Origin of the sequence: Vibrio glycogenivorans (genome assembly GCF_051660965.1) — a bacterium.
Lineage (GTDB): Bacteria > Pseudomonadota > Gammaproteobacteria > Enterobacterales > Vibrionaceae > Vibrio.
Genome location: NZ_JBPVIS010000001.1, coordinates 815,360 through 841,178, shown reverse-complemented (window position 1 = coordinate 841,178; position 25,819 = coordinate 815,360). Strand labels below are relative to the sequence as shown.

At 51.4% G+C, this 25,819-nt stretch carries 15 protein-coding genes and 2 tRNA genes; 12 read left to right on the top strand and 5 right to left on the bottom strand.

Translation table 11 applies throughout. From position 1 onward, the window contains the following. Positions 1-42 precede the first annotated feature (42 nt). From glmM to truB, 9 genes are all read left to right on the top strand, one after another. Positions 43-1,383, top strand: coding sequence for a phosphoglucosamine mutase (glmM, locus tag ACSTTG_RS03740; protein ID WP_438473816.1), 1,341 nt, complete (start codon positions 43-45; stop codon positions 1,381-1,383). Between the two features lie 226 nt (positions 1,384-1,609). Beyond that, positions 1,610-1,945: a preprotein translocase subunit SecG gene (gene secG, locus ACSTTG_RS03735; protein ID WP_438459100.1), complete on the top strand. Its 336-nt coding sequence runs from the start codon at positions 1,610-1,612 to the stop codon at positions 1,943-1,945. 22 nt (positions 1,946-1,967) lie between these two features. Then, positions 1,968-2,051, top strand: a tRNA-Leu gene (locus tag ACSTTG_RS03730). Between the two features lie 47 nt (positions 2,052-2,098). Then, positions 2,099-2,175 (top strand) — tRNA-Met (locus ACSTTG_RS03725). A gap of 209 nt (positions 2,176-2,384) precedes the next feature. Further along, a complete protein-coding gene (gene rimP / locus ACSTTG_RS03720; RefSeq protein WP_438459099.1) occupies positions 2,385-2,840 on the top strand; it encodes a ribosome maturation factor RimP in 456 nt (151 codons plus the stop codon). A 36-nt stretch (positions 2,841-2,876) separates the two neighbouring features. After that, a complete protein-coding gene (gene nusA, locus ACSTTG_RS03715; RefSeq protein WP_438459098.1) occupies positions 2,877-4,364 on the top strand; it encodes a transcription termination factor NusA in 1,488 nt (495 codons plus the stop codon). Positions 4,365-4,385: 21 nt separating this feature from the next. After that, a complete protein-coding gene (gene infB / locus ACSTTG_RS03710) occupies positions 4,386-7,097 on the top strand; it encodes a translation initiation factor IF-2 (RefSeq protein WP_438473815.1) in 2,712 nt (903 codons plus the stop codon). A gap of 118 nt (positions 7,098-7,215) precedes the next feature. Continuing rightward, complete coding sequence (rbfA, locus tag ACSTTG_RS03705; protein WP_438459096.1) at positions 7,216-7,635, top strand: 30S ribosome-binding factor RbfA; 420 nt, start codon at positions 7,216-7,218, stop codon at positions 7,633-7,635. After that, positions 7,635-8,579 carry a tRNA pseudouridine(55) synthase TruB gene (gene truB, locus ACSTTG_RS03700; protein WP_438473814.1) on the top strand — a complete coding sequence of 315 codons (945 nt, stop codon included), beginning with the start codon at positions 7,635-7,637 and terminating at the stop codon, positions 8,577-8,579. The genes rbfA and truB overlap by 1 nt, the downstream gene beginning before the upstream one ends. Before the next feature lie 64 nt (positions 8,580-8,643). Here the strand turns inward: truB and ACSTTG_RS03695 are convergent, their stop codons facing one another. From ACSTTG_RS03695 to gltB (ACSTTG_RS03675), 5 genes are all read right to left on the bottom strand, one after another. Then, on the bottom strand, positions 8,644-9,075 hold the full coding sequence (locus tag ACSTTG_RS03695) for a DUF1499 domain-containing protein (RefSeq protein ID WP_438473813.1): 432 nt from the start codon (positions 9,073-9,075) through the stop codon (positions 8,644-8,646). 48 nt (positions 9,076-9,123) lie between these two features. After that, positions 9,124-10,536, bottom strand: a complete 1,413-nt coding sequence (locus ACSTTG_RS03690; RefSeq protein WP_438473812.1) for an FAD-dependent oxidoreductase — start codon at positions 10,534-10,536, stop codon at positions 9,124-9,126. Between the two features lie 18 nt (positions 10,537-10,554). After that, the gene (gltB, locus tag ACSTTG_RS03685) at positions 10,555-15,018 is read right to left on the bottom strand and encodes a glutamate synthase large subunit (RefSeq protein ID WP_438473811.1); all 4,464 of its coding nucleotides are present in this window, start codon (positions 15,016-15,018) and stop codon (positions 10,555-10,557) included. Positions 15,019-15,357: 339 nt separating this feature from the next. Further along, a complete protein-coding gene (locus ACSTTG_RS03680; RefSeq protein WP_438473810.1) occupies positions 15,358-16,827 on the bottom strand; it encodes a glutamate synthase subunit beta in 1,470 nt (489 codons plus the stop codon). Next, positions 16,827-21,368 carry a glutamate synthase large subunit gene (gene gltB, locus ACSTTG_RS03675; RefSeq protein ID WP_438473809.1) on the bottom strand — a complete coding sequence of 1,514 codons (4,542 nt, stop codon included), beginning with the start codon at positions 21,366-21,368 and terminating at the stop codon, positions 16,827-16,829. The genes ACSTTG_RS03680 and gltB (ACSTTG_RS03675) overlap by 1 nt, the downstream gene beginning before the upstream one ends. A gap of 559 nt (positions 21,369-21,927) precedes the next feature. On the opposite strand from gltB (ACSTTG_RS03675), the gene mnmL reads away from it, so the two are divergent. From mnmL to ACSTTG_RS03660, 3 genes are all read left to right on the top strand, one after another. Then, positions 21,928-22,860 (top strand): tRNA modification radical SAM protein MnmL/YtqA, encoded by a 933-nt coding sequence (gene mnmL, locus ACSTTG_RS03670; protein WP_438473808.1) that lies wholly within the window; start codon positions 21,928-21,930, stop codon positions 22,858-22,860. Positions 22,861-22,940: 80 nt separating this feature from the next. Further along, positions 22,941-25,343, top strand: coding sequence for an aerobic respiration two-component sensor histidine kinase ArcB (arcB, locus tag ACSTTG_RS03665; RefSeq protein ID WP_438473807.1), 2,403 nt, complete (start codon positions 22,941-22,943; stop codon positions 25,341-25,343). Then, positions 25,340-25,780 carry a hypothetical protein gene (locus ACSTTG_RS03660; RefSeq protein WP_438459087.1) on the top strand — a complete coding sequence of 147 codons (441 nt, stop codon included), beginning with the start codon at positions 25,340-25,342 and terminating at the stop codon, positions 25,778-25,780. The genes arcB and ACSTTG_RS03660 overlap by 4 nt, the downstream gene beginning before the upstream one ends. Positions 25,781-25,819 lie beyond the last annotated feature (39 nt).

The window sequence follows — 25,819 nt, the reverse complement described above, 5'->3', positions numbered from 1 at the left end:
GCCGATAATAATACACAACGATTAACAACGAAGGTTATTACTATGTCTAATACACGACGTTATTTTGGCACCGATGGTGTGCGTGGTAAGGTAGGTCAGTACCCAATCACGCCAGATTTTGTCCTAAAACTTGGCTGGGCTGCAGGTCGCGTCCTCGCCAAGCAGGGCACCAAGAAGGTCATTATTGGTAAAGATACGCGTATCTCTGGCTATATGCTGGAGTCTGCGTTGGAAGCCGGTCTTGCGGCTGCGGGTCTGAAAGCAACCTTCACCGGTCCAATGCCAACCCCTGCGGTTGCCTACCTGACCCAAACTTTCCGCGCGGAAGCGGGGATTGTGATTTCAGCCTCACACAACCCGTTTTACGACAACGGCATTAAGTTCTTCTCGGCTGAGGGCACCAAGCTACCAGACGAGGTTGAGTTGGCGATTGAGGCGGAACTCGATAAAGAGATCGAGTGTGTGGAGTCTTCACTGCTGGGTAAGGCCACACGTCTGAATGACGCGGCTGGCCGCTATATTGAATTTTGTAAGAGCACCTTCCCGCACGCCCTGAGCCTAAAAGGCCTTAAGATTGTGGTCGACTGTGCGCATGGTGCGACTTACCATATCGCTCCGTCGGTCTTCTCTGAGCTGGGTGCAGAAGTGATTGCGATGGGTGTTGAGCCAAACGGCACCAACATCAATCACGAGGTCGGAGCGACCGATGTGCGCGCTCTGCAGCAGCGTGTTGTTGCTGAGCAGGCGGACCTTGGCCTTGCCTTTGATGGGGATGGCGACCGTATCATGATGGTTGATCACCTAGGTAACAAGATTGACGGTGACCAAATTGCCTACATCATTGCCCGTGATGCGCTGCGTCGTGGTGAGCTGAAAGGCGGTGTGGTTGGCACACTGATGACCAATCTGGGTATGGAAAATGGCCTTAAACAGCTCGGTATCCCATTTGCGCGCGCCGCGGTCGGCGATCGCTACGTGATGGAGCAACTGCTTGAGCGCGGCTGGAAGATTGGTGCTGAGAACTCAGGCCACGTTATCTTGCTTGATAAGGTGACCACAGGCGATGCGATTGTGGCCGCGCTGCAGGTACTGGCCTCTGTCGTCGGCAGTCACATGACGCTTAACGAGCTGTCTCAAGGCATGACGCTATACCCTCAAGTACTGGAAAACGTCCGCTTTGCTGGTGACTCAAACCCACTCGAGGCGCAAGCAGTCCAAAGTGCCACTGAAGAGGTTGAGGCGCAACTTGGTGACAAAGGTCGAGTGTTGCTGCGCAAGTCTGGCACTGAGCCTTTGATCCGTGTAATGGTCGAGGGTGAGGATGCAGAGTTGGTACAAGCAAGCGCAACTAAGATTGCCGACGCTGTTCGAGCAAGTTGCTAATTTTTAGCTATATTCTATCGACGTTAGGCTGAAAATAGGTCTTAACGTCGATATTTTGAGCACTTGACGGCGGTATTGCACTTTTTTGTGAAATATCGCTTGTCAGGGTATGACGGTTCGGCTAGTATTGGCTCCGCCTCCAGAGAGGAGGGTGCTTGTTTGACGCTGGTGTTCATGATGAACTCAAAGCGTATTTAGCTGAACAATTTAGACATAGGTGGAAAATATGTTTCAGGTTCTACTTGTGATTTATCTGTTGGCGGCGCTTGGTGTCATTGGCCTTGTGTTGATTCAACAAGGTAAAGGCGCAGATATGGGAGCTTCTTTCGGCTCTGGTGCTTCAAACACTGTTTTTGGTGCATCGGGATCAGGTAACTTCCTAACTCGAATGACTGCATTATTTGCAACTGTATTCTTTGTGATTAGCTTGGTTCTAGGCAATATGTCAACGCATAAGCCTGAATCTAACTGGATTGACCCAACGCAAGGTCAAGTTATCCAGCAAGCTGATGACAGTGCGAATGACATCCCTGCTGAAAGCGGCGACGAAATTCCACAATAATTGAAGCTTTAATTAGCTTTGTGCCGAGATGGTGAAATTGGTAGACACGCTAGCATGAGGTGCTAGTGCCTTTGGTGTGAGGGTTCGAGTCCCTCTCTCGGCACCATTTTTTACAAACTTGTAAACTGAGTATATAATGCTCGGCAAGTCGGACGCGGGGTGGAGCAGCTTGGTAGCTCGTCGGGCTCATAACCCGAAGGTCGTCGGTTCAAATCCGGCCCCCGCAACCAAATCTTAATTGAGTGACACGCCAGTTAAGATATTGCAAGTTTGGCAGTGCGCGTCACTGCAGATTGGGTCATACTCAATCTATCAGGGTCCAGCAACAAAAAACCCCGACTTTCGGGGTTTTTTGTTATCTGAATTTTGTAAATTCGGATAATGCATGGAATTTAAATTGGGCTCTTATGCCCTTTTTTTGTTTCTGGAGTACGTCTAAATGACAGGTTTAGAGCGACAACTTACTGAAATGCTTGAAGCGCCAGTGGAAGCTTCAGGCTATGAACTGGTTGGCATCGAGTTTATTCGTGCGGGCCAACACTCAACACTGCGCATCTTTATTGACCACGAGAATGGCATCAATGTTGACGATTGCGCGGAAGTTAGCCACCAAGTGAGTGCAGTATTGGATGTTGAAGATCCTATTTCTGTCGCTTATAGCTTAGAGGTGTCTTCTCCAGGACTAGAAAGACCGCTATTTAAAGCGGCTCACTATGAACAGTTTATTGGTCACGAGGTAAATCTTGTCTTGAAGATGGCCGTGGGCAACCGCCGTAAGTGGAAAGGCACGATCCACGCTGTGGATGGCGAGACCATCACGGTAGCTGTTGAAGGACAGAATGAAGAGTTTGTTTTGAGTAACATCTCAAAAGCCAACCTTATCCCGAAATTTTAGTTCTCCTAGAGAAATTGAGCTTAAGAGGCTAGATAAATGAGCAAAGAAATTTTAGCGGTAGTTGAAGCGGTTTCTAACGAGAAAGCGGTACCTCGTGAGCGCATCTTTGAAGCGCTGGAGATCGCACTTGCGACTTCTACTAAGAAAAAATACGAAATCGAAATCGAAGTTCGCGTTGAGATCGATCGTAAAACCGGTGAATTCGAAACTTTCCGTCGTTGGGAAGTGGTTGAAGAAGTTGAAAACCCAACCCGTGAGATCTCGTTTGAAGCGGCACGCTTTGAAGATGAGAACATCGAACTGGGTGAGTTCATCGAAGATGACATCGAGTCAGTAACCTTTGACCGTATTACCACTCAAACTGCCAAGCAAGTGATCGTACAAAAAGTACGTGAAGCTGAGCGCGCGCAGATCGTTGAGCAGTTCATCGACAACGAAGGTGAACTAGTAACGGGCGTGGTTAAGAAAGTTAACCGCGACACCGTGATCCTAGACCTAGGTAACAACGCAGAAGCGGTTATCCTACGTGACGATCAACTGCCACGTGAAAACTTCCGTCCAGGTGACCGAGTACGTGGTCTACTTTACCGCGTTGCACCAGAAGCGCGTGGCTTCCAGTTGTTTATCACTCGCTCTAAGCCTGAAATGCTGGCTGAGCTATTCCGCGTTGAAGTCCCTGAGATTGGTGAAGAGCTGATTGAACTAAAAGGTGCTGCCCGCGATCCTGGTTCTCGTGCTAAAATCGCGGTGAAAACCAACGACAAGCGCATTGACCCTGTGGGTGCGTGTGTTGGTATGCGTGGTGCCCGTGTTCAAGCTGTTTCTGGCGAACTGGGTGGCGAACGTATCGATATCGTACTTTGGGATGATAACCCAGCGCAATTTGTTATCAATGCAATGGCACCAGCGGACGTGGCATCGATCATCGTCGATGAAGATGCAAACTCAATGGATATCGCGGTTGAAGCCGATAACCTTGCTCAAGCTATCGGTCGCAGCGGTCAGAACGTACGTCTAGCTTCACAACTAACGGGTTGGACGCTAAACGTAATGACGGTTGAAGACCTGCAGAAGAAGCACCAAGAAGAGTCTCAAGCGTCGATCGACAACTTTATGAAGCACCTAGACATCGAGCAAGATTTTGCTGAGATGCTGGTGGAAGAAGGTTTCTCAACACTTGAAGAAGTAGCGTACGTTCCTGTAAACGAACTGCTTGAAGTAGAAGGCCTAGACGAAGACCTCGTTGAAGAGCTACGTAGCCGTGCGAAAGATGCACTGACGACACTAGCACTTGCACAAGAAGAGTCTTTTGACGGTCTAGAGCCAGCAGACGATCTATTGGGCCTTGAAGGCCTTGAGCGCGAAATGGCGTTCAAACTAGCTGCAAAAGGTGTGGTTACTCTAGAAGATCTCGCTGACCAAGGTATTGACGATTTAGAAGGTATTGAAGGCCTAACCGAAGAGCGTGCGGGCGAGCTAATCATGGCTGCGCGTAACATCTGTTGGTTCGGCGAAGAAGCATAATTTCAGCGAGGAGGGAGCTACATGACAGAAGTCACAGTAAAGGCCTTAAGTGAAGAGATTGGTACGCCAGTTGAACGCTTAGTAGAGCAACTTGCTGATGCAGGAATGAAAAAAACGGACACGGACACTGTTTCAGAAGATGAGAAGCAACAACTGCTTACTCACCTTAAGCGTGAACACGGTGATACGTCGGGTGAAGCTCAACCAACTCGTTTGACTCTACAACGCAAAAAGCGTAGTACACTAAGTGTTAATGCTGGTGGTGGTAAGAGTAAGGATGTTCAGGTTGAAGTGCGCAAGAAGCGCACCTACGTTAAACGTAGCTCCATCGAAGATGAAGCGAAGCGCGCCGCGGAAGAAGAAGCGAAGCGCCTAGCGGAAGAAACGGCAAAACGCGAGGCTGAAGAGCTAGCCAAGCGCGAAGCTGAAGAAAAAGCAAAACGTGAAGCTGAAGAAAAAGCCAAGCGTGAAGCAGACGAAAAAGCGAAACGTGACGCAGAAGAAAAAGCCAAACGTGACGCAGAAGAGAAGGCGAAGCGCCAAGCAGTAGAATCTGCGAAGCCATCGTCGGAAGATAAATTGAAGCAAGAAGCAGCGCAAAAAGAAGCCGATGAGCTAAAACGACGTCAGGAAGAAGAAGCTCAACGTAAAGCTGAAGAGGAAAGTCAGCGCCAGCTTGAAGAAGCACGCGAAATGGCAGAGAAGAACAAAGAGCGTTGGTCTGCAGAAGAAAAGAAAAAGGGTAGTATGGAAAATACAGATTACCATGTAACAACTTCGGCCTACGCTCGTGAAGCTGAAGATGAAGCTGATCGCCGTGAAGAAGGTGGTTCTCGTCGTAAGAAGAAGAAGAAAGCAACTTCTAACGACCAGAACCGTAATGCACGTGGCGCGCGCGGTGGCCGTAAAGGCAAACTAGCGAAACCAGCAAAACCTGCTTCAATGCAGCACGGTTTTGACAAGTCAGCCACAGTAGCGAAATCTGACGTTGTTATCGGCGAGACAGTCGTTGTTTCTGAGCTTGCTAACAAGATGTCGGTTAAAGCGACAGAAGTTATCAAAGTGATGATGAAGATGGGTGCAATGGCAACCATCAACCAAGTGATTGACCAAGAAACTGCTCAACTTGTAGCGGAAGAAATGGGCCATAAGGTGATTCTGCGTAAAGAGAACGAGCTTGAAGAAGCGGTTCTATCTGATCGTGATAACGATGCAGAAGTATCACCTCGTGCACCGGTTGTTACCATCATGGGTCACGTTGACCACGGTAAGACCTCAACACTGGACTACATTCGTCGTACACACGTTGCTTCAGGCGAAGCGGGTGGTATTACCCAGCACATTGGTGCATACCACGTAGAAACGGATAACGGCATGATCACCTTCCTGGATACTCCAGGACACGCGGCCTTTACAGCAATGCGTGCTCGTGGTGCACAAGCAACGGATATCGTTGTTCTTGTGGTTGCAGCGGACGATGGCGTGATGCCACAAACGGTTGAAGCAATCCAGCACGCGAAAGCGGCAGAGGTTCCTCTAATCGTTGCGGTAAACAAGATCGATAAAGAAGATGCGAACCCAGATAACGTTAAGAACGAGCTTGCTCAGTACGACGTTATTCCTGAGGAGTGGGGCGGTGAGAACATGTTTGTTCACATCTCTGCGAAGCAGGGTACTAACATCGATGGTCTACTAGAAGCTATCCTACTTCAGTCTGAGGTTCTTGAGCTGACGGCTGTGAAAGAAGGTATGGCATCTGGCGTTGTGGTTGAGTCACGTCTTGATAAAGGCCGTGGTCCAGTGGCAACCGTACTGGTTCAATCAGGTACGCTGAACAAGGGCGACATCGTTCTTTGTGGTCAAGAATACGGCCGCGTTCGTGCAATGCGCGACGAGCTAGGTAAAGAGATCACAGAAGCCGGTCCATCTATCCCAGTTGAGATCCTAGGTCTTTCTGGTGTACCTGCATCGGGTGACGAAGCGACGGTTGTACGTGATGAGCGTAAAGCGCGTGAAGTAGCCAACTACCGTGCTGGTAAGTTCCGTGAAGTTAAGCTAGCGCGTCAGCAGAAATCTAAACTAGAGAACATGTTCTCTAACATGGCTGCAGGCGAAGTTGCTGAACTAAACGTGGTACTGAAAGCGGACGTACAGGGTTCTGTGGAAGCGATTGCAGACTCACTACTGAAACTGTCAACTGACGAAGTGAAAGTGAACATCGTTGGTTCTGGTGTTGGTGGTATCACTGAGACTGATGCCGTACTGGCTGAGGCGTCTAACGCTATCATCCTTGGCTTTAACGTTCGTGCTGATGCATCTGCTCGTCGTGCGATTGAAGCTGCAAGCGTTGATCTACGTTACTACTCAATCATCTACCAGCTAATCGACGAAGTGAAACAAGCGATGGGCGGTATGCTTGCACCAGAATTCAAGCAAGAGATCATTGGTCTTGCTGAAGTTCGTGACGTGTTCAAGTCGCCTAAACTTGGTGCAATCGCAGGTTGTATGGTTACTGAAGGTCTGATTAAGCGTAACAACCCAATTCGCGTTCTACGTGATAACGTGGTTATCTACGAAGGTGAACTTGAGTCACTACGTCGCTTTAAAGATGACGTTCAAGAAGTTAAGAACGGCTACGAGTGTGGTATCGGCGTTAAGAACTACAATGATGTTCGCGTTGGTGACCAGATCGAAGTCTTCGAGATTGTCGAAGTTAAACGTACTCTGGACTAATTGACAAAAATTACTAATGTTATCTTGTTAGATACTTAGTGATTGGTTGTTGAATACACCATGGGGGGCTGGTATTTACCATCCCCCCATTCTTGCTAATTGAGAGTAATAAAAATTTATGTCTAAAGAATTTAGCCGCACGCAGCGTGTTGCACAGCAGCTGCAAAAAGAATTGGCGTTGATCCTACAGCGCGAGGTGCGTGATTCTCGCCTTGGTATGGTGACGATTTCTGACGTTGAGGTTTCTCGTGACCTAGCATATGCCAAAGTGTTTGTGACCTTCCTGTGCGTCGGTGAGCAAACGCCTGAGTCTTGCCTAGAAGCGCTGCGTGAGCACGAAGTGCACATCCGCATGATGCTGGGTAAGCGCATCCGTCTACGCCTAACGCCTGAAGTGCGTTTCTTCTACGACAGCACCTTGGTTGACGGCATGCGCATGTCTAACCTTGTGTCTGAGATCGTCAACGAAGACAAGCGTAAGATTGAAGAAGCGGGTCGTGGCAATGATGACGAGGCTTCATCAGGAGAAGAGAGCTAATGGCACGTCGTCGTAAAGGTCGTCCAGTCAACGGGGTGATCCTACTGGATAAGCCAACGGGCATTTCATCGAACGACGCGCTGCAGAAAGTAAAGCGTATCTATTTTGCTGAAAAAGCCGGTCACACAGGCGCACTTGACCCGCTTGCGACGGGCATGCTGCCAATCTGTTTGGGTGAAGCGACCAAGTTTTCTCAGTTCCTATTGGACTCAGATAAGCGCTACCGCGTGATCGCTAAGCTTGGTGAGCGCACCAATACCTCAGACTCTGATGGTGAAGTGGTTGAGACGCGTCCTATCGATGTCGACCTGGCTAAGCTTGAAGCGTGCATCGATAAGTTCCGTGGTGAATCGGACCAAGTACCGTCAATGTTCTCGGCACTTAAGTATCAAGGTAAGCCTCTCTACGAGTACGCTCGTCAAGGTATTGAGGTTCCGCGTGAAGCGCGCAAGATCACTGTGTATGAGATCATCTTACACCGCTTTGAGGGCGATGAGGTTGAAATGGAAGTGCACTGCTCTAAGGGCACTTACATCCGCACTATCGTCGATGATCTTGGTGAGATGCTTGGCTGTGGCGCACACGTGACTATGCTGCGTCGTACTGCCGTTGCTAAGTACCCATACGAGAGCATGGTGACCCTTGAGCAACTCAACGAGCTGCTTGAGCAGGCACACCGCGAAGATAAAGCGCCACGTGAGCTGCTTGATCCTCTGCTATTACCAATGGATACCGCAGTTCAGGACTTACCTGAAGTCAACTTGGTTCCTGAGTTAGTGGATATGGTCCAACACGGTCAGCCGGTACAAGTCTTTGGCGCACCAGAGGGGCCGTTGCGTCTGACTGGTGGTGAGGGTGAGAACAAGCTGTTTGTCGGTGTGGGTGAACTCAACGACGATGGTAAGGTTGCACCTAAACGCCTGGTTGTCTACCGCGACCAATAGTTTATCGCGATCAATAGAGCCAGACTCTAATAACAAAACCCGAAGCTTGGCTTCGGGTTTTGTTTTATCGGCTAAGTAAATCCGCCTCGCTCAGTCTGCTGCGCAGCTGCTCAGCACGTTTGCGGTTGACGCCAAAATCGGAGTGTCCAACCCGTGATTCGGAGCGGACTATCAGGTTTTGACCGTCAATTTTAAGCTCTAAGTCATCGACAAAGCGCATGATCCGTGAGGTGCACTCGATGCGCAGGTAATCTGCCGCTTTATCAGCGCGCTTAGCGCCAGGAAGAGTAACAGCAACTTCTTCCACTTGTTCTAATGTCACTCCTTGTTTGAGTGTAAATGGCTCAAGAGTGAACTTTTCTCGCTCATCAATGGTCGAGACACAATTGGGCTTGTCACCACACGGCTGCGCTGTGCGATCGGTCATCTGTTCTACTCCTTGGCTGCATGCGGTCAGCGCGAGTAGACTCAGCGCTACAAAAACCGTTTTAATCATACCAGCATCCTATGGTTCTAACCCAGTTGGGTTATTGCTTGATAAAGATTAGATCTCGAGATAGTCGAGGATCCCTTCGGCGGCTTTTCTGCCCTCATCGATTGCGGTCACGACCAAGTCTGAGCCGCGCACGGCATCACCGCCAGCGAAGATTTTCGCATTGGTGGTTTGATATTGAAACTGTTGATTTTTCGGCGCTTTAATTCGGCCCCACTGATCGATCTCGACATCATACGGCTCAAGCCAAGCCATTTGGTGGGGTTGAAAGCCAAACGCCATAATCACCGCATCGGCCTCCAGCACATGCTCACTGCCCGTGACAGGTTCCGGTCGTCGGCGTCCTGCTTGGTCGGGCTCTCCTAACGCGGTTTTGACCACTCTTACGCCACTGACCTGCCCCTGCGCATCAACCTCAATGCCGACGGGTTGCAGGTTAAATAAGAAGTTCACGCCCTCTTCACGCGCATTTTTGACCTCGCGCCTTGAGCCGGGCATATTTTCTTCATCACGACGATAGGCGCAGGTCACCTTCGCCGCGCTTTGGCGTATTGAGGTGCGCACACAGTCCATCGCGGTATCACCACCCCCTAACACCACCACACGTTTTCCTGCCATATCGATAAAGGGCTTATCATGAGCCATTTCCATGACCTTGTAGGTGTTAGATACCAAAAATGGCAGGGCATCATACACGCCTTTGGCATCTTCATTATCAAGGTTTGCGCGCATATTCTTATAGGTACCCACACCAATAAACACCGCATCATACTCGTCGATAAGTTGCTGCATTGCTACGTCTTTACCGACTTCGACATTGAGGCGAAACTCAACCCCCATCTCGGTAAAGATCTTGCGCCGATGCTGCATCACGGACTTTTCAAGCTTGAATGAGGGGATGCCAAACGTGAGAAGACCACCGATCTCTGGGTAGCGGTCAAACACCACGGGTTTGACCCCATTACGCACTAAGATATCGGCTGCGGCCAGTCCTGCTGGGCCTGCGCCAATCACGGCAACTCTTTTATCGGTCCATTCCACCTTGGACATGTCGGGCTTCCAGCCCATTTCGAAGGCCTTATCGGTAATGTATTTCTCAACATTACCTATCGTCACGGCACCAAAATCCGCATTGAGTGTACACGAGCCTTCACACAGGCGGTCTTGCGGGCAGACACGACCACACACTTCAGGCAGGCTGTTGGTTTGGTGGGAAAGCTCTGCCGCCTCGATAATCCTTCCTTCATTGGCAAGCTTTAACCATTGGGGGATATAGTTGTGCACTGGGCACTTCCATTCACAATAAGGATTGCCGCAGTCCAAGCAGCGATCGGCTTGTGCGGTGGCTTGCTGCTTGGTAAACGGTTCATAAATCTCAACAAACTCAATCTTACGGATATTGAGCGGCTTTTTTGCTGGGTCAACGCGCTTAACGTCAATAAACTGATACACGTTCTGGCTCATTGCTCTTATCCTCCTTGATTACTGGGCTTGTACGCGCAGCTCAGCAGCGCTGCGACTCTGATGACCAAGTAAGGTGCGCAGGTCAGCAGCTTTAGGTTTGACTAGGTAGAAGCGTGGGATCCAGGCATCGAAGTTAGCCAGAATACTCTCCGCATGCACAGACCCGGTCTCATCAAGGTGCTCTGCAATCAGTCCGCGCAGGTGTTCTTGATGGATATACAGGTCAGACAGTGCCACGGCTTCCACCGATTCGTGATTCACTCGGCCAGTAAAATCATCGTTTTCATCCAGTACATAAGCAAAACCGCCGGTCATCCCTGCGCCAAAGTTGACCCCAGTTGCACCCAAAATAGCGATGATGCCACCGGTCATATACTCACAAGCGTTGTCCCCAGCGCCCTCTATCACCGCAATGGTGCCTGAGTTGCGCACGCCAAAGCGCTCACCGGCTGTGCCTGCTGCAAACAGCTTTCCGCCAGTCGCACCATACAAGCAGGTATTGCCGATGATCGAGGCCTGGTTACAGCGAAAAGCGGTACCTAGATGAGGCTTGATAACGATCTTACCTCCAGCCATACCCTTACCGACATAGTCATTGGCATCGCCGGTGAGATAGAGCTCTACGCCACCGGCGTTCCATACCCCGAGAGACTGGCCAGCAGTGCCATCAAGGTGAATTTTGATTGGACTCGCTGCTAATCCTTGATTGCCATAACGCTTGGCAACCTCTCCGGACAGGCGAGCGCCTACTGAGCGGTCGGTATTACGAACCTGATAAAAAAGGCTTATCGCTTGCTGATGTTCAAGCGCTGAGTAAGCATCGTCGACGATGGTTTGGTTAAGCGCGGCTTTATCGAAGGGCGCGTTTGGTTCTGTCCAGTACATCGGCTGCCCAGTTGGCGAGTGCGGCGTTTCTAAGATACCACTGAGATCAAGTTTGGTTTGCTTAGCCGTGATCCCATCGACGACCTCAAGCAAGTCGGTGCGACCAATCAGGTCGGTGAGCTTCTCAACACCGAGCATGGCTAGTAGCTCACGCACCTCGTCAGCAAGGCCGGTGAAGTAATTAACTACCATCTCAGGCAGCCCTTTAAAATACTCTTTGCGCAGGGTTTCATCTTGAGTGGCAACGCCAGTGGCGCAGTTATTAAGATGACAGATACGCAGGAACTTACAGCCCATCGCCACCATAGGCGCTGTGCCAAAGCCAAAACTCTCCGCGCCGAGAATCGCTGCCTTGACCACGTCGAGCCCCGTTTTCAGGCCACCATCAACCTGCAAACGGATCTTATGTCGCAGACCATTGCTGACCAACGCCTGCTGGGTTTCCGCAAGACCAAGCTCCCATGGGCTACCAGCGTATTTGACCGAGGTCAGTGGGCTAGCAGCGGTACCACCGTCATAACCAGATATGGTGATCAGGTCGGCATACGCCTTAGCCACACCAGTGGCAATGGTGCCCACCCCTGGCTCTGAAACCAGTTTGACGGAGACCAGTGCATTGGGGTTGACCTGCTTGAGGTCAAAGATCAGCTGGGCGAGATCCTCTATCGAGTAGATGTCGTGGTGTGGCGGCGGAGAAATCAACGTCACGCCTTGCACTGAATAGCGCAGTTTGGCGATTTCGGCGGTCACCTTGTGACCAGGGAGTTGGCCGCCCTCACCGGGTTTAGCCCCTTGTGCGACCTTAATTTGCAATACATCTGCGTTGGATAGGTAGTGTGGTGTAACACCAAAACGGCCCGAGGCTACCTGCTTGATGCGCGAGTTACGCTCTGTACCAAAGCGGCGTGGGTCCTCGCCACCTTCACCTGAGTTGGAGTAGCCACCGAGGCGGTTCATTGCGATCGCCAGCGCCTCATGAGCCTCTGGGCTGAGAGCACCAATCGACATTGCCGCCGAGTCAAAGCGCTTGCACAGCTCGCTGTTGGCTTCGATCTTATCGAGGGTGAGGGGCGTCTGGGCGGGCTTTAGCTTAAACATGTCACGCAGCATGGCAATCGGGCGCTGATTGACCTGCTTGGCAAAGCGCTGATAATCGCTCTCTTGCCCGGATTTGACGGCAGTCTGCAGCGTGCCGACCACATCGGGGTTGTAGGCATGAAACTCACCGCCATGGACGTATTTGAGTAGACCACCGTGTTCGACGGGCTTGCGTTTAGCCCATGCACGGCGCGCTAGGTTATGCAGGTCTTGCTCAAAATCAACAAAATCAGCCCCCTCGATGCGGGTCGCGACGCCATTAAAGCACAAATCAACCACGTTTTGACTAAGGCCTACCGCCTCAAATAATTGTGAGCACCGATACGAGGCGACGGTAGAGATGCCCATTTTGGACATGATCTTAAACAGCCCTTTATTGATCCCGGCTTGGTAGTTGAGCATCACCTCACGATAGCTTTTATTTAGAGCACCATTGTCGATGGCCTTACCCAGCGCTTCATAGGCGAGGTAGGGGTAGATAGCGGTCGCGCCAAAGCCGAGCAGCACGGCAAAATGGTGCGGATCACGAGCGGCTGCTGTCTCAACCACAATGTTGGCATCGCAGCGTAGGCTCGCCTCAGTAAGGCGGCGCTGCACAGCACCCACCGCCATTGCGGCAGGGATAGGCAATTTGCCTTTGACCAGGGCTCTGTCAGACAGGACCACGAGTACCGTGCCGTCACGCACCACCTGTTCCGCTTTATCACACAGCGAGATGATCGCCTCTTCGAGGGTGCTCTCTTGCGGGTCAAAGTTAATGTCTAGAATCGTATTGCGATAGTGCTCATCACCGAGCTCGAGCAGTTGCTGCATATCTGAAAACAGCAGCACCGGCGAGCTAAAGGTCACGCGGTGAGCATGGCCGTCGGTTTCGCAGAACACATTCATCTCTTGGCCAATGCTACTGGCGAGCGACATCACGTGTTTCTCGCGCAGTGGGTCGATAGGCGGATTCGTCACCTGAGCGAATTTCTGCCTAAAGTAATCGGTGATCAAGCGCTCTTTTGACGACAGCACCGCCATCGGTGTGTCATCCCCCATTGAGCCGGTGGCCTCTTGACCGAGGTCACCCAGTACGCGCACTACCTGATCCAGCTCTTCATTGGTCATGGCAAACTGCTTTTGATAGGTGCTTAGCAGGTTATCATCAAAGCTGCGGGTACCGACCTGCTCATCTGGGAGCTCAGTGAGAGGGGTTAGGGTCTGGACATTGCTTTGCATCCACTCGCGGTAGGGATGGCGCGATTTGAGATCATTGTCTATCTCAGATGAGTTCCATAACTTGGCTTCTTTGGTGTCGATAACCAACAGCTCGCCCGGTCCAACGCGCCCCTTATGAGAGACCTCATCAGGTGCATAATCCCAAATCCCAACCTCGGAGGCGAGGGTGATCAAGTTATCCTTGGTGATCACATAACGTGCTGGGCGCAGCCCGTTGCGATCAAGATTACACGCGGCGTAGCGTCCATCAGAGAGCACGATACCTGCGGGGCCATCCCATGGCTCCATGTGTTTGGAGTTAAAGTCGTAGAAGGCGCGCAGGTCTTGGTCCATGTCGGGGTGGTTTTGCCAGGCTGGTGGCACGAGCATGCGCATCGCGCGAAAGATATCCATTCCCCCGGCAAGAAACAGGTCGAGCATATTGTCTAGGCTCGAGGAGTCAGAGCCGACCTCGTTAACGAAGGGGGCGGCAGTTTGCAAGTCGGGTAGCAGCGGCGAGGCAAACTTGTAAGCACGGGCTCGTGCCCACTGGCGGTTGCCCTCTATGGTGTTGATTTCACCATTGTGCGCCAGATAGCGAAACGGCTGAGCCAGCGGCCAACGCGGCTGGGTATTGGTTGAAAAGCGCTGGTGGAATAGGCAGATAGCCGACTCCATCCGCAAATCAGCAAGGTCGAGATAAAATCTTGGCAGGTCGGCGGGCATGCATAAGCCTTTGTAAACCACCACCTGAGTCGACAGACTACAGATATAAAACTCATCATCGTCATTGATTTGTTTTTCGATTCGGCGCCGGGCAATGTACAGGCGCCGCTCGACGTCTTTCTCTCGCCATCCGGCGGGGGCTGAGATAAACACCTGCTGGATACTCGGCATCGAAGCCAGGGCGATGGGGCCAAGCACCTCTGAATTGATTGGTACTTCTCGCCAGCCCGAGATGGTCAACGTCTCTTGAGCGAGCTCTTTGTTGATAATATCGCGCGCCGACTGGGCCTTGATTGGGTCTTGACTGAGGAACACCATGCCAACGGCGTATTGCTTGGCAAGATGAAAGCCGAGCTCTTCGGCGACTAAGCGCAGATAGGTATCGGGCTTTTGTAGCAGCAAACCGCAACCATCGCCGGTTTTACCATCGGCGGCAATCCCACCCCGGTGGGTCATGCGATCCAGTGCGGATATCGCGGTGCGCACTAGCTTATGGCTGGTTTCACCCTGCATGTGCGCAATGAGGCCAAAGCCACAGTTGTCTTTCTCTAATGAAGGGTCATATAACGCCATAGCAAACTCTCCCTGTGCCATCTGCTTCCGTGTCTTATTTTTTGCTCTTGAGACAAGTTTAGCTGCCAAGCGCATTTTTGTTATTAGGCGACAAACTGCATACGTACCTTCTAGTACGACGGAGGTAGATGGATCATTCTTCAAACAAATTCACCACTTAGGGCGCTTTTGATTGTAAGTATAATGTTGCCATCTCTGGCGTGAATTTAACAAATTATATGGGCGATCTGAAAAGATCAAGCTTTAGATTGGCTGATTCGACGTGCTGCTTTAGAAAAGAGACGTAAAAAAGACCAGCCAAAATGGCTGGTCAAATTTAAAAAGGAAGGAAATTGAAAGTTACACAGACAGCATCAGCGAGTCTGCTTTTGCTTCTAGATTGGTGCCACCCATAAGGTACTCATCCACCGCACGAGCACATTCACGACCTTCATTGATACAACGCACAACCAGTGACTGACCGGTGCGCATATCACCTGCGGCAAACACACCTGCTTGGTTAGTTTGGAAGTCTTGGGTTGCGACATTGCCGCGCTCATCAAGCTTGATATCCAATTGTGCAAGCACGCCGGTTGGCTCTGGGTGTAAGAAGCCCATGGCCAAGAACGCCATATCACAAGGGATCACGCGCTCAGAGTTCGCCACCTCTTCAAAGCCCGGGCGTTCACCCGGCTTGGCGTCTTGCCACACGATGTCAGCAATACGCAGACCAGTAACTTCCCCCTGATCGTTACCGATAAACTCCTTGGTTAGGATGTTCCAGTGACGCTCACAGCCTTCCTCGTGCGAGGTAGTCGTCTTCATGATCATTGGGTATTGTGGCCATGGCATGTTTGCCGGGCGCTTCTCCGGCGGTACTGGCATGATCTCAACCTGAGTGATGCTCGCCGCTTTATGGCGGTTTGAGGTACCAACACAGTCTGAGCCAGTGTCACCACCACCAATCACCACCACATGCTTATCTTTGGCATGGATCTCTTCACCTTTCAGGTCCATGTCATTGGCACGGCGGTTGTTTTGCGCCAAGAAATCCATCGCAAAATGCACGCCTTTAAGCTCACGACCCGGTACAGGCAGATCGCGCGGCACGGTTGAGCCACCAGTCAGCAGCACCACATCAAACTCTTGACGCAGTTGCTGTGCATTAACTTCAACGCCAACGTGTTGGTTTACTTTGAACTCCACTCCGGCCTCAGCCATCAGGTCGACCTTGCGATCAATGATGTCCATACCCAGTTTAAAGTCAGGGATACCAAAGCGCAGCAGGCCTCCGACCTTCTCATCACGCTCAAACACGGTCACAGAGTGACCGGCGCTGTTAAGCTGCTCTGCCGCCGCTAGACCTGCAGGGCCCGAGCCGATGATCGCCACGGTTTTACCCGTGCGCGAGCGTGGCGTTTTTGGCTTAGCGTAGCCTTCACGATAGGCTGTTTCGACAATCGTCTTCTCGATATTACAGATGGTGATTGGGTCTTGGTTAATCCCCAAAACACACGCGCTCTCACACGGCGATGGACACACACGACCGGTAAACTCAGGGAAGTTGTTGGTCGAGCTGAGGATATTCCACGCCTCTTCCCAACTGTCACGATACACCGCATCGTTAAACTCAGGGATGATGTTACCAATCGGACAACCGCTGTGACAGAACGGCACACCACAGTCCATACAACGTGAGGCCTGAGTGTTGATCTTGTCACCAAACTCCTCGTTAAGGACAAACTCTTTGTTGTTCTCGATACGAACCTCAGGAGCGAGCTTACCTGGCAGCTCGCGACCATGTTCTAAAAATCCAGTAGGCTTACCCATTATACGGCCTCCGCTTCTGCTGCTTGCTCTTCCTGTGCCTTGCGCTTTTGCAGTACTGCTTTGTAATCGCGTGGCATGACTTTCACCATGGTCGCTAGGCTGGCTTCAAAGTTGTCTAGGAACGACTGAGCCACTTCACTTCCTGTGAATTCGACCTGCTTGGTGAGCATCTCTTTGAGTAGTTGACGATCTTCCTCTTCGATCGGGTCAAGGTCGACAAGTTCAGGGTTCAGCTTGGTTTCAAAGTCACCAGACTTGTCCCATACGTACGCGACGCCGCCGCTCATACCCGCTGCAAAGTTGCGACCTGTTGAGCCAAGGATCACCGCGACACCACCGGTCATGTATTCACAGCCGTGGTCACCCACGCCTTCAACCACAACTTTCGCGCCTGAGTTACGCACACAGAAGCGCTCGCCAGCCATACCACGGATGTAAGACTCACCCGATGTTGCGCCGTAGAAACACACGTTACCAACCACGATGTTGTCTTCAGCAACGATGGTTGATTTCGCGTCAGGGTAGAGCACCAAGGTACCGCCTGATAGGCCTTTACCCCAGTAGTCGTTCGCATCACCCTCAACCTCAAACTTGACGCCTTTCGCTAAGAAAGCACCAAACGATTGACCAGCAGAGCCGGTGAACTTAACGTTCATTGGCTGCGGCAGACCTTGGTCTTTGTAGACCTTGGAGATCTCATTCGACAGCATGGTACCTGCTGAGCGGTCCGTGTTGATGATTGGGAACTCAGCGTTGACCGCTTCACCCTTCTCAAGCGCAGGAATCGCCGCTTGAATCAACTGACGGTCAAGAACCTGCTCTAGGTTGTGGTTTTGTTCCGTCTGGTTGTAGACGCCATCTTCTTCACGCGCCTGCTCGATGTGTAGCACTGGCGTTAGGTCGAGGTTCTTGTATTTCCAGTGGTTAACGTCGTCACGAACTTTAAGTTTGTGCGATTGACCGACCATCTCATCAATGGTGCGGAAACCAAGCTCAGCCATGATCTCACGCAGACCTTCTGCAAGGTATTGGAAGAAGGTCACCACATCTTCTACGCGGCCATCAAAGCGCTCACGCAGGGTTTTGTTCTGGGTTGCGATACCAACAGGACAGGTGTTCTTATGACACTTACGCATCATGATACAGCCTTCAACTACAAGCGCTGCAGTTGCGACGCCCCATTCCTCAGCGCCAAGTAGCGTTGCGACGGCAAGGTCACGTGGCGTTTTCATCTGACCATCAGATTGCACCACGATACGGTTACGCAGGCCGTTTTTCAGCAGCGTTTGGTGCGTTTCCGCCAAACCAAGCTCCCACGGCAGACCCGTGTGGCGAATCGATGACATAGGTGAAGCACCTGTACCACCGTCAAAGCCAGCGATCAGAACTACGTCTGCTTTGGCTTTGGCAACACCCGAAGCAATCGTACCGACGCCCGCTTCCGAAACCAGTTTGACATTAACGCGACCATCGCGGTTGGCGTTCTTCAGATCAAAGATCAGCTGCGCCAAATCCTCGATCGAGTAGATATCGTGGTGTGGCGGTGGCGAAATCAGACCAACCCCTGGTGTTGAGTGACGTGTCGCACCGATCCAGTCATCGACTTTATCACCTGGCAATTGACCGCCTTCACCTGGCTTAGCGCCTTGCGCCATCTTGATCTGAATCTCATCAGAGTTAGTTAGGTAGTAAGAGGTTACCCCGAAGCGACCTGAGGCCACCTGTTTGATCGCAGAGCGCTCCCAATCACCGTTTTCTTTACGCTCGAAACGCGTTGGATCTTCACCACCTTCACCCGAGTTAGATTTCGCGCCAATGCGGTTCATCGCCACGGCTAGGGTTGAGTGCGCCTCGTACGAGATCGAACCAAATGACATTGCACCAGTCGCAAAGCGCTTAAGGATGCTCTCGATAGGCTCGACTTCCTCTAGTGGGACAGAGCCAGCTGGGTTTTTGACAAAATCAAGCTGGCTGCGCAGGGTCGCTGCGTTATCGCCTTGGTCATCGACCGCTTTGGCGTACTGCTTAAACTGAGCAAAGTCTTTGTTGCGAGTTGACTCTTGCAGCAGTGAGATGGTCTCTGGGTTGAACAGGTGTTTCTCACCACGCTGTTTCCACTGGTATACGCCGCCGACATCCAGTACTTGGACCGGGATCTCGCGAGTTGGGTAGCCGATACGATGACGAACCAGTACTTCTTTGGCGATATCGTCGATAGTCAGACCTTGAATACGCGATACGGTGCCGGTGAAGTATTTGTCGACGACAGACTTGCTGATACCCAACGCCTCGAAGATCTGCGCGCCGTGGTACGACTGCAGGGTCGAGATACCCATTTTGGAGAAGATCTTCAATAGACCGCCGTTGATGGCTTTGCGGTAGTTATCAAATAGCTCGCGGATGCTGGCTTCAGGATCAAGCTTCTTAATGCGCTGCAGCTCAACCATGCTCTCGATCACTAGGTATGGGTTAACCGCATTTGCGCCGTAACCAACCAGAGTCGCGAAGTGGTGCGTTTCACGCGCATCACCCGTCTCAACCACGATGTCACACTTAGCACGTAGACCCTTGCGGATCAGGTGGTGGTGCACAGCGCCCACCGCCAGCATCGCTGGGATGGCTGCGTGGTTTGAGTTCACTGCGCGGTCTGTCAGGATGATGATTGAATAACCATCAACCACAGCGTCTTCAGCGTATTGACAGATACGCTTTAGCGCACGCTCAAGCTTGCCTTGGTCTTCGCTCGCTTGGAACACGATATCCAGCGTTTTCGCTTGCAGGTGCTCGTTATCGATCGCACGTAGCTTCTCAAGCTCAGAGTTAGCCAGAACTGGCGACTCTAGCTCGACTTTTTGACAGTGCTCTGGCGATTCTGCCAGTAGGTTCTGATCCTTACCGAGGTAAGTATTCAGCGACATTACCATGCGCTCACGGATCGGGTCGATCGGTGGGTTGGTCACCTGGGCGAACAACTGTTTGAAGTAGTTGGATAGGTGCTGAGATTGATGCGAAAGCACCGCTAGCGGCCAGTCGGCACCCATGGCAGACAGAGGCTCTTTCGCGTCTTTCGCCATTGGGATAATGATCTCGTTGATTTCTTCAGAGCTGACGCCAAACGCCTGCTGTTTGTGCAGCAGTTTTTCCGCCGATGGTTGGCTGAACTGGTTGCTCGCATCTGGCAGCTTTTTCAGGCTCAATAGGTTTTCTTTAACCCATTTCTCGTAAGGCTGAGCGTTGGCGATGCCGTCTTTGACTTCTTCATCAGAGATGATGCGGCCTTGCTCTAGGTCAGCAACGAAGATACGGCCTGGCTGTAGACGACCACGGAACTCAACATTCTCAGGCTCAATCTCAACCACGCCAGACTCAGAGGCCATGACCAGGAAGTCATCTTTGGTCACTGTGTAGCGCGATGGGCGCAGGCCATTACGGTCAAGCGTTGCACCAACCTGTACACCGTCAGTGAAACACACCGATGCTGGGCCATCCCATGGTTCCATCACATTGGCGTGGTACTGGTAGAACGCACGACGAGTTGGGTCCATGTTTTTGTTTTCTTGCCACGCCTCAGGGATCATCATCATCAACGCATGTGGCAGGCTGCGACCAGAAAGAACTAGGAGCTCTAGTGCCATATCGAAGTTAGATGAATCCGAGCTGCCCTCTTGACAGATCGGCAATAGCATATCGATCTCAGCCTGAGTAAACAGGTCTGATTCAATGATCGCCTCACGCGCCTTCATCCAGTTCAGGTTACCGCGTACGGTGTTGATCTCACCGTTGTGGGCAATATAACGGAAAGGCTGTGCTAGGCGCCATTTCGGGAAGGTGTTAGTCGAGAAGCGCGAGTGAACCAGCGCTAGCGCCGTAACCATGGTTGGGTTTTGCAGGTCAAGGAAGTACTGCGGTACTTGCTCAGTGGTTAGCTGACCTTTATACACCAAGGTTTTGTATGACATTGAGTTGATGTAGAAGTCATCCCCAATGTTCGACACGCTCTCTAGACAGACGCGTACGGTGTAGTTACGCAGCACATATAGCTTGCGCTCAAGCTCTTCAGGTGTGATGCCAGGGCCGCCTGAGACAAACACATGCTCAAACTGAGGCTCAGTGCTAAGAGGATCGGCACCAATCATTGAGTTGTCGGTTGGCAGTACGCGATAGCCGATCACATCCAGCTCAAGGCGTTTGGCGTTGCGCTCTAAAATGTCACGACACTGTGCGCGTTTGTGCTCGTCTTTCGGGAACAGCACGACGCCCACGCCGTATTTATCGAAAGAAGGCAGCTTGATACCAAGCTTGACCGCTTCTTCGAGGAGGAATTCATGGGGTTTTTGCAGGAGTATGCCTGCGCCATCACCCGAGCATGGATCGCAGCCTTGACCGCCACGGTGCTCCATGCGAGCAAGCATATCCAATGCCTGTGTTACGACGTCATGTGATTTACGGTTCTTGAGGTGAGCAACAAAACCGATACCACAGGCGTCATGCTCCAGCTCAGGAGTATACAGACCCTGTGTATTTTGCTCTCTATCTACCATAGATACATCCTTCCAATTTAATTGCAGACGCACTCAGCCAAACGTTTGTTCCGCGCGAGGGCGCGAAATAGGGACGCTAGGTCGCTTTGTGAGGTGTCTATTCCTTTCTAATAATGATTCCCAGCCACCATGCTGGTGGCCTGATTCCATTCTGTCACTCGCAGGAAATGTGTTGCGAGAAAAACAATCCTTGGAGATATTGCGCAGTTATTTTTCACTTTATAGTGATTTATATAGGTGGGTTGCAATACCATCCGAACATTTCGTCACTTAATCTGGTGTGTCAATCTACTAGATCATCAGAAACGTGTAAGTATCCTACAATTTTGCACCACAGTTTGGCAATCGAAAACCATACTGGTGCAGAGAAAAATTGTCATAAAAATGCCGCATATCGTTTAACAGACAATTAACAACCGAGAAAGACACATAGGCCGAGGGTTTTGTTGTCCTCAACTATCCTCATTTCCCTCAACTGGTGGTATTATGCGCGACCTTCGTTAACACGGATGTAATTTACTTTCATTGAACGAAGCCAGCACGACTAACAGGTGAGATGATGCAACTACATGAACTGGTCAACACAATTGGACAAGACTTGCAGCGCCGCTACGGTGAGAAGGTCCATAAGCTAACCCTGCATGGCGGTTTTAGCTGTCCAAACCGAGACGGCACCATAGGCCGCGGTGGCTGTACCTTCTGTAATGTTGCCTCATTTGCTGATGAAGCCACTCAGCAAAAATCGATTCAGCTCCAGCTGCAAGACCGCGCCGGTGAGGTCAAGCGCGCGAAAAAGTACCTTGCGTACTTCCAAGCCTATACCAACACCTATGCTGAGGTACAAGTCCTCAAGAATATGTATGAGGAAGCGATCTCTTCTGCCGATATCGTCGGCCTATGTGTCGGTACGCGCCCGGACTGTGTGCCGGATGCCGTACTTGAGCTTCTTGCGGGTTATGTTGAGCAAGGTTATGAGATCTGGCTTGAGCTGGGTTTGCAAACCGCCAACAACGATACCCTTAAGCGCATCAATCGCGGCCACGACTTTGAGTGCTACGTTGAGATGACCCAAAAAGCGCGTGCACTAGGGATTAAGGTCTGTACCCACTTGATCGTTGGTCTACCCAAAGAGACCCATCAAGACAACATCGAGACCATGGGTAAAGTGCTAGAGGTGGGCACCGATGGTATCAAGCTTCACGGCTTACATATTGTTGAGGGCAGTACCATGGCCAAGGCCTGGCGTGCAGGGCGCCTCGATGCGCCAGAGCTTGAGACCTACGTCGAGACCGCTTCAGAGATGATCCGTATGACGCCGCCGGAAGTGGTGTTCCATCGCGTCTCTTCTTCGGCAAGACGCCCGACACTGCTTTCGCCACTGTGGTGCGAAAACCGCTGGTTGGCGATGACCGAAATTGGCCGCTCATTGGATAAGTTAGGTGCTCAGGGCAGCCTAGTCGGACAGCCATTTGTTTATCAGCCACCGGCGTAACACGAAACTTTAACGAAACCATTGAACCTGCTAGGTAGGGTGATACCCTTATTAAACTGCATTCAGGTTTGGAGTCGTTAATGAAGCAAATCAAAGGCCTTGCCCAGTTCTACGTTGACCTGTTGGTCAAGCTGGGTATCGTGCGCTTCTCTATGCTGCTCGCCATCGCCTTAGTGGCGCTGGCGGTGGTGGTTCAAGTGGGTATTACCCTCGCTTTTGAGGGAAGTGTTGATGACCTTGATATCGTCCGCTCAGTCTTCTTTGGCCTACTGGTCACGCCGTGGGCGGTGTATTTCTTATCGGTGGTAGTCGATCAACTCGAAGAGTCACGTCAGCGACTGGCCAAGATGGTCTCCAAGCTGCGTGATATGCGTAATCGTGACCAAGAGCTCAACTACCAATTGCAGCAAAATATCGCCAAGCTTAACCAACAGATTGAAGAGCGGGTCAAAGCCGAAGAAGCGCGTGAAGAGGCGATGCTCGACCTTGAGAATGAGGTTTATCATCGCGAGAAGACCCAGCTAGAGCTTGCCGAGCGTACCGCGCTGCTGCGCTCATTCATCGATACCTCACCTGACCTTATCTACTACCGCAACGCCGAAGGGCTTTTTTCTGGCTGTAACCGGGCCATGGAAGAACTGCTTGGGCGCACTGAGCGCGAATTAGTTGGACTAACACCGTGGGATGTCTACGACGAAGAGACCGCAGAAACCATTGTCACCACTGACCAGCAGGTGTTCTCCGAGAATCAATCCGTGACCTATGAGCAGTGGCTTGAGTACCCCGATGGTCGCAAGGCCTACTTTGAGCTGCGCAAGGTTCCGTTTTACAGTAAAAATGGTCGCCACCTTGGGCTGGTCGGCTTTGGGCGTGACATTACCGAGCGCAAGCGTTATGAGGAATCCCTTGAGCAGGCCAGTCGCGATAAGACCACCTTTATCTCCACCATCAGCCATGAGCTGCGTACCCCCCTCAATGGCATCGTTGGCTTGAGTCGAATGTTGCTCGATACCCAGTTGGACAAAGAGCAGCGCAAGCACCTGCAAACGATTAATGTTAGTGCGATAACCCTAGGAAACATCTTCAACGATATCATAGACATGGATAAATTTGACCGCAGCAAGCTTGAGCTGTTGCCTGCACCAGTCAATTTTGAGGATCTGGTGGTTGAGATTGAGAACATCGCCGCGCTGATGGCCGAGCAGAAAGGCCTGCGCTTTAACCTAGAGCGCTTGAGTGACTTGCCAAGCATGATCGAGGTTGATGGCACTCGCCTGCGCCAAGTGCTGTGGAATTTGATCAGTAACGCAATGAAGTTTACTAAAGAGGGCGGGGTAGTGATGAGCGTCAGTGCCGCGCTGCAGGCTGAGCGCGCCCAGATCACGATTGAGATTGAAGACACCGGGATTGGCATCCCAGAGTCCGAGCTCGAAAAGATCTTTGCTATGTACTATCAGGTCAAAAGTGGTGAACACAATCTGCACGCCGTGGGCACCGGCATTGGACTGGCGGTATCTAAGCTTCTGATCAATATGATGAACGGAGATATCACCGCCTCGAGTGAAGAGGGTTTTGGTAGTGTGTTTACCATTGACATCGATGTACCGCTGGCAGACGCTACCGCTGAGATGCAACTGGCAGAGTATCAGCAGTGCAGCCTAAACATCTTTATGGTGGAAGATATCGAGCTGAATGTCACCGTGGCGCGCTCACTGCTCGAAAGTCTTGGTCACTCGGTTAGTGTGGCAATGACGGGTGAGGAGGCGTTAAACCGTTTTGAGCCTGACGTCTATGACCTTGCCCTTTTGGATATCCAGTTGCCCGACATGACAGGCTTTGAGGTGGCGCAGCGGCTGCGTGAGCGCTACACCAATCTGCCACCTTTAGTCGCGCTGACGGCGAATGTGATTAAAGATAAGACGGAATACCTTGACCAAGGCCTCGACAACGCCATCAGTAAGCCGCTTTCGGTGAAGGCAATCTCAAAAGTGATCGGCAAGATCTGTTGTGATCAAGGCTGTGGGAATGCAACGCTGGGTAAGGCTGGCGGCGGGGACGCCCAAGCCGTTCAGGTCCCAAGTAGTGAGCCTGAGCCATCGAGCAATAAGGTCATCTCTGCTGAGAAGTACCAGCAAATGCTCGATATCGAGATGCTGACATCCTACATTGATATAGTCGGCACAGCGCCGGTGCTCGATAATGTCGCTGTGTTTGAGCAGAGTATGCCAGCGTACATTGAGATTTTAGACTCCAACATGATGGCCAAAGATAAGGCCGGAATCGTGTCGGAGGCACACAAAATCAAAGGGGCGGCGGGCTCAATCGGGCTCAAGTATATCCAAAGTGTGGCGCAAAAGGCGCAATCGCCGGACTACCCTGCCTGGTCAGAGAACATTGATGATTGGGTCAATGAGATAAAATCACAGTATGTCGCGAACATCGAGATACTCAAGCAGTGGCTGCAAGAGAGGGACGCACAATGAATCGAATGCTAGTACCCATCCTAGTGAGTATTGCTATGCTTGGCTGTCAATCGATGCCCAACTCGCCGTTTTCTAAGTCAGTTGAGTATCACTGGTCAGTCACACTCAACAGTGTATTGTGGTTCAATATGATGCCGGCACTTGGCGATACCCCAGAGTTGCGTCTTCATGGGGCGTTGACACTGATTAATATTGATGGATTCAGCGCAGCAATGGAGGTTATTGAGGTTGAACTGCATCAAAACGGAGAGAAGTATCAGATCAATGCTGAACAATACGAGCTTCGCGCCCACTCACAAAACCAATGGGAGGTAGCGTTTAACCTCCCCATCCCTCTTGATGATCGCCGACCTGTCGACGTCTTGGTGAAGGTTTCAGAGCAAGGGAAAACGTTTTGGGTGGTTGAGGAGGATGTTGGGGTTGATGTCGTCTATTAAACACAGGTTCGAGGTTCGAGGACGGGCGTTGCCCTACGA

Coding starts and splice junctions, on each gene's coding strand:
- ACSTTG_RS03690 (WP_438473812.1), bottom strand. CDS start 10,536: ATGAGCCAGAACGTGTATCAGTTTATTGACGTTAAGCGCGTTGACCCA.
- ACSTTG_RS03680 (WP_438473810.1), bottom strand. CDS start 16,827: ATGGGTAAGCCTACTGGATTTTTAGAACATGGTCGCGAGCTGCCAGGT.
- gltB (WP_438473809.1), bottom strand. CDS start 21,368: ATGGTAGATAGAGAGCAAAATACACAGGGTCTGTATACTCCTGAGCTG.
- infB (WP_438473815.1), top strand. CDS start 4,386: ATGACAGAAGTCACAGTAAAGGCCTTAAGTGAAGAGATTGGTACGCCA.
- ACSTTG_RS03660 (WP_438459087.1), top strand. CDS start 25,340: ATGAATCGAATGCTAGTACCCATCCTAGTGAGTATTGCTATGCTTGGC.
- rbfA (WP_438459096.1), top strand. CDS start 7,216: ATGTCTAAAGAATTTAGCCGCACGCAGCGTGTTGCACAGCAGCTGCAA.
- arcB (WP_438473807.1), top strand. CDS start 22,941: ATGAAGCAAATCAAAGGCCTTGCCCAGTTCTACGTTGACCTGTTGGTC.
- mnmL (WP_438473808.1), top strand. CDS start 21,928: ATGCAACTACATGAACTGGTCAACACAATTGGACAAGACTTGCAGCGC.
- ACSTTG_RS03695 (WP_438473813.1), bottom strand. CDS start 9,075: ATGATTAAAACGGTTTTTGTAGCGCTGAGTCTACTCGCGCTGACCGCA.
- rimP (WP_438459099.1), top strand. CDS start 2,385: ATGACAGGTTTAGAGCGACAACTTACTGAAATGCTTGAAGCGCCAGTG.
- truB (WP_438473814.1), top strand. CDS start 7,635: ATGGCACGTCGTCGTAAAGGTCGTCCAGTCAACGGGGTGATCCTACTG.
- nusA (WP_438459098.1), top strand. CDS start 2,877: ATGAGCAAAGAAATTTTAGCGGTAGTTGAAGCGGTTTCTAACGAGAAA.
- secG (WP_438459100.1), top strand. CDS start 1,610: ATGTTTCAGGTTCTACTTGTGATTTATCTGTTGGCGGCGCTTGGTGTC.
- glmM (WP_438473816.1), top strand. CDS start 43: ATGTCTAATACACGACGTTATTTTGGCACCGATGGTGTGCGTGGTAAG.
- gltB (WP_438473811.1), bottom strand. CDS start 15,018: ATGGCGTTATATGACCCTTCATTAGAGAAAGACAACTGTGGCTTTGGC.